Here is a 4,244-nt window from a genome sequence, read left to right as displayed (position 1 = left end):
TGATAGCACGCAAGCGCATTCGGCGCTGTATGACACCGAGCAAACCGCGACGCTGTTTTGTGAGTTGGTGAACCGCTGGAAACGCCTTGGCGGCTGGCCGCTGGCTTTTAGTGAAGAACCCGCAGACGACGCGTCTGCCGAGTAAGCAAAGAAAAGGCCGACATGTGTCGGCCTTCTGCATTATTCCGCTTCTTTATACTTCTCAGCGGTTTCTTTCAGCAGTGGCTGAAGTTCACCGCGCTGGAACATCTCAACGATGATGTCGCAACCGCCGACCAGTTCACCATCGACCCACAGCTGCGGGAAGGTTGGCCAGTTGGCGTATTTTGGCATTTCAGCGCGAATGTCCGGGTTCTGCAGAATGTCCACGTAAGCGAAACGCTCGCCACACGCAGAAAGCGCCTGCACGGCTTGCGCCGAGAAACCGCAGCTTGGCAGCTTCGGAGAACCTTTCATGTACAGCAGAATCGGGTTTTCTGCGATCTGACGCTGAATTTTTTCAACAGTACTCATTATTGCCTTCCTTAATCTTCTACTTCGTGTTTGTTTATTGTAGCGATTTCGCTCCCGGACTGAAAACGGGATTTTGCGTTTGCACTGGCTAATCGCCATGTTTGTTAAGTTAACGCATGACAAATAACATTTTCATATCATTAATTGGCATTAATAAATTAATAATTAGCAATAGTTTCGCTGCGTTAACCAGCTGAAATCGCTCATTTTTGCTACATAATCAATCTGGTAACATATTAATGGAAAAAGGCCTTACCTTTTGGAAAAAAAGTGGATTAGAATTGCCTCGGCGCTGATCGCTTGATCAGATTTCTCTCACTTTGCCGCAGTCTGCTTTCATTCAGCCTGCTTAACCTGTAACCGGATTATGCGTCTACTAATTACGCTTTTCATACTGGCTTTCGCCCAACTTTTTTTTAATGTGGCTGCTGCATCTCCGCATGCGCCCGTTAATGCCAGTTCGCTTAAAGCTGAGAAAAAGAGCGCACGTGAAGACGAGCGCCGCAAACGACGCCCGGTGAAAACCACCACCAAAAAATCGCGCCTGACTGCTGTTCAAAAATTCAAACTCAAAAAACAGACCAAAACAGAAACCGCGCTGCACAAGACCACCAGCAAAAAATCCCCGCTGAAACTCTCTGCTAAGAAATACGGTCATCAACGTTTAGCGAAGAAAACACCTGAGATCGCCGTCGATGATGAAGCGTTAGCGCTGACCGGCATCAAAATGAGTAAGGCGCACCGCCAGCGTTATCAAAAGGCGCGTGAAACGGCGATGACCAAATTAATGGGCCAACTCGGCAAACCTTATCAGTGGGGCGGCACTTCGCCACACACCGGTTTCGATTGCAGCGGCTTAGTGTGGTACGCCTATAAAGATCTGGTGAAATTCAAATTCCCACGCACCGCCAATGAGATGTATCACCTGCGCGATGCGGCACCGATTAAGCGTGAAATGCTGGAGAAAGGCGATCTGGTGTTCTTCCGCATTAATAATCGCGGCACCGCCGACCATGTTGGCGTGTATCTCGGCAACGGTAAATTCATTCAGTCGCCGCGTACCGGCAAAGATATTCAGATTAGCGCATTGGGTGAGGATTACTGGCAGAAACACTATGTGGGCGCGCGTCGTATGATGACGCCAAAAACCATTCGCTAGTTGTTGCGCAACAATCATAAAAAAGCCGGATGCTGTTCTCAGCTCCGGCTTTTTTGTTAATGCATGATCGCGGTAAAGCTGAAGGCGATAATCATCAACAGTGCGCCAACAGTGGTCATTAGCGCCAGCTTCAGGTCGGTATTCATCACAACTCCTTAGTCACACAATTATTAGGGTTAAGGCGATTTTCGCACAGCAATGGGCAAAAATCTCGTGTTATCCGCGCCAGCTTGCTAGAATCGCCGCCTTTCGTTGCGCAACAGATTTTGCGCATGCTGTATTTACAGCGTGATGAAGTGATTTCGCCTGCTAAAACACACCGTTTTGCCCGCTCTTTTGGGCTATAAAAGCATTAGCAGACGCAAACGTTTAACAATATACTTATCAGTAAGTTGCGATAAGCCCAGGAGTACCATTTTCATGGCAACAATTAAAGATGTCGCAAAACGCGCGGGTGTCTCAACCACCACGGTTTCGCATGTCATCAACAAAACGCGTTTCGTTGCGGAAGAGACGCGTAACGCCGTATGGGAAGCGATCAAAGAATTACACTACTCGCCCAGTGCCGTGGCGCGTAGTCTCAAAGTTAATCACACCAAAACCTTAGGTCTGCTGGCGACTTCCAGCGAAGCGCCCTATTTCGCTGAAATTATCGAAGCGGTGGAGAACCGTTGTTTCGAACGCGGCTACACGCTGATTCTCGGCAATGCGCACAACGATCTGCAAAAGCAGCGTGCTTACCTGTCGATGATGGCGCAAAAGCGCGTCGATGGTTTGCTGGTGATGTGTTCTGAGTATCCAGACGATTTGCTGCAGATGCTGGAAGAGAACCGCAATATCCCCATGGTGGTGATGGATTGGGGTGCATCGCGCGGTGACTTCACCGATACCGTGCAGGACAATGCGTTTCAGGGCGGCTATATCGCCGGGCGTTATCTGATTGAACGCGGTCATCGCGATATCGGTGCCATCCCCGGCCAGATGGAGCGCAACACCGGCGGCGGCCGTCACGCTGGCTTCCTGCAGGCGATGAACGAAGCGGGCATCACGGTGCGTCCGGAATGGGTGGTTCAGGGCGACTTTGAACCTGAATCGGGCTATCAGGCGATGCAGCAGATTTTAAATCAGAAACAGCGTCCAACTGCAGTGTTCTGCGGTGGCGATATCATGGCGATGGGCGCGATTTGCGCTGCTGATGAGATGGGTTTGCGCGTGCCGCAGGATATCTCAGTCATTGGCTACGATAACGTGCGCAACGCGCGCTATTTCACGCCAGCGCTGACCACCGTGCATCAGCCAAAAGCCGAACTGGGTGAAAAAGCGCTGGAAATGCTGCTGGATCGCATCACCAGCAAGCGTGAAGATCCGCAAACCATCGAAGTCCAGCCAACGCTGATTGAACGCCGTTCGGTAGCGTACGGTCCATTCCGCGACTATCGTCGCTAAGCCGATACTTCGCTGAGCCATTCGTGGTTCAGCGTTTCAGCATCCCCGAGATAAGCCAGTAACCACTCCAGCGCCGGTGATGCGCGCTGTTCTGACCAGCTGACGCAGCACGGACTGTCCGGAAAGGCCTGCGGCAGTGCCAGTTCCACCAGTTTATGGCTGTCCAGCAGCGGACGCGCCAGATGGCCCGGCACCATTCCAACGCACAATCCTGCCAGCAAACAATCCATCCCGGTTTCCCACTCTGGCACCACCAGACGCCGCTGATTATCCAGCGTCCATGTCATACGGCGCGGCAATGCACGCGAGGTATCCTCCAGCACCAGCGATGGCCACGCCCGCAATGTTTCATCATCCAGTTCCGTGCAGTTAACCAGCGGATGGTCGGGACTCACCACACAGCGCCAGTTCAGTGCGCCCATATCCTGAAAGGCAAAACGTCCGCCTACCGGAATCGCCTGGGTTGCGCCAATCGCAACATCAACCCGGCCATCTGCCAACGCATCCCACACGCCGTTAAACACTTCGTAGCTGATAATCAGCTCCATATCGGGAAAATGGCGATAAAAGTCCTTCACTAACTGCCGCGTACGCTGCGGTTTAACAATGCAGTCAACCGCGATGCTTAGCTCCCCGCGCCAGCCATTCGCCAGTTGCTGACACTGTCGGCGGGTAGCCAGCATTTTTTTGATAACAGATCGCCCTTCACGTACAAAATGCTCGCCCGCCGGTGTCATCACCACTTCCCGATGCTGGCGCTCAAACAGCGGCACTGCCAGCCAGGTTTCCAGTTGTCGCACGGTATAGCTGACGGCAGAAGGCACGCGATGCAGCTCCTGTGCTGCCGCACTAAAACTGCCGGTGCGCGCCACCGCATCCACCACTTCAAGCGCATATTCTGACCACATAATTTTGCCTTCAAAAAATTTAACAGCACCATGCAAATATTAGCGTTTCACAAAGCGCGTTGCATCCTTTTACACTCCCCGGCGTTCAACCTGCCCAAAAGAGAATCAACATGTTGTCGTCTAAAGCATTTATGCCCTATCTCGCCGTGCTCAGCATGCTCGGCTTTCTTGCCACGGATATGTATTTACCCGCCTTTGGCGATATGCAGCGTGATTTC

The 4,244-nt window shown here is 52.0% G+C and carries 5 protein-coding genes and 1 pseudogene; 3 read left to right on the top strand and 3 right to left on the bottom strand.

Annotated elements, in window-relative coordinates:
* Positions 1 to 145 (top strand): annotated as a pseudogene (locus RTY00_RS20935) (ribonuclease T); the annotation flags it as partial.
* Between the two features lie 35 nt (positions 146 to 180).
* Here RTY00_RS20935 and RTY00_RS20930 read toward each other — a convergent pair.
* The gene (locus RTY00_RS20930) at positions 181 to 516 is read right to left on the bottom strand and encodes a Grx4 family monothiol glutaredoxin (RefSeq protein ID WP_175501675.1); all 336 of its coding nucleotides are present in this window, start codon (positions 514 to 516) and stop codon (positions 181 to 183) included.
* A 364-nt stretch (positions 517 to 880) separates the two neighbouring features.
* Here RTY00_RS20930 and RTY00_RS20925 point away from each other — a divergent pair, with 364 nt between their 5' ends.
* Positions 881 to 1,672: a C40 family peptidase gene (locus RTY00_RS20925; protein ID WP_061716685.1), complete on the top strand. Its 792-nt coding sequence runs from the start codon at positions 881 to 883 to the stop codon at positions 1,670 to 1,672.
* Between the two features lie 56 nt (positions 1,673 to 1,728).
* Here the strand turns inward: RTY00_RS20925 and RTY00_RS20920 are convergent, their stop codons facing one another.
* Complete coding sequence (locus RTY00_RS20920) at positions 1,729 to 1,818, bottom strand: YnhF family membrane protein (RefSeq protein WP_007892756.1); 90 nt, start codon at positions 1,816 to 1,818, stop codon at positions 1,729 to 1,731.
* A 274-nt stretch (positions 1,819 to 2,092) separates the two neighbouring features.
* Between RTY00_RS20920 and purR the strand changes: the two genes are divergently transcribed.
* A complete protein-coding gene (gene purR / locus RTY00_RS20915; RefSeq protein WP_154152445.1) occupies positions 2,093 to 3,118 on the top strand; it encodes an HTH-type transcriptional repressor PurR in 1,026 nt (341 codons plus the stop codon).
* On the opposite strand, the gene punR is transcribed toward purR, so the two are convergent.
* Positions 3,115 to 4,026, bottom strand: a complete 912-nt coding sequence (punR, locus tag RTY00_RS20910; protein ID WP_312180397.1) for a DNA-binding transcriptional activator PunR — start codon at positions 4,024 to 4,026, stop codon at positions 3,115 to 3,117. The genes purR and punR overlap by 4 nt on opposite strands.
* Positions 4,027 to 4,244 lie beyond the last annotated feature (218 nt).

Source organism: Pantoea sp. CTOTU49201 (assembly GCF_032054795.1).
In the GTDB taxonomy this organism is placed as follows: Bacteria; Pseudomonadota; Gammaproteobacteria; order Enterobacterales; family Enterobacteriaceae; genus Pantoea; species Pantoea symbiotica.
The sequence above is the reverse complement of the archived record's forward strand: the minus strand, read 5'-3'. Positions and strand labels throughout refer to the sequence as shown.

Coding starts and splice junctions, on each gene's coding strand:
- RTY00_RS20920 (WP_007892756.1), bottom strand. CDS start 1,818: ATGAATACCGACCTGAAGCTGGCGCTAATGACCACTGTTGGCGCACTG.
- RTY00_RS20925 (WP_061716685.1), top strand. CDS start 881: ATGCGTCTACTAATTACGCTTTTCATACTGGCTTTCGCCCAACTTTTT.
- purR (WP_154152445.1), top strand. CDS start 2,093: ATGGCAACAATTAAAGATGTCGCAAAACGCGCGGGTGTCTCAACCACC.
- punR (WP_312180397.1), bottom strand. CDS start 4,026: ATGTGGTCAGAATATGCGCTTGAAGTGGTGGATGCGGTGGCGCGCACC.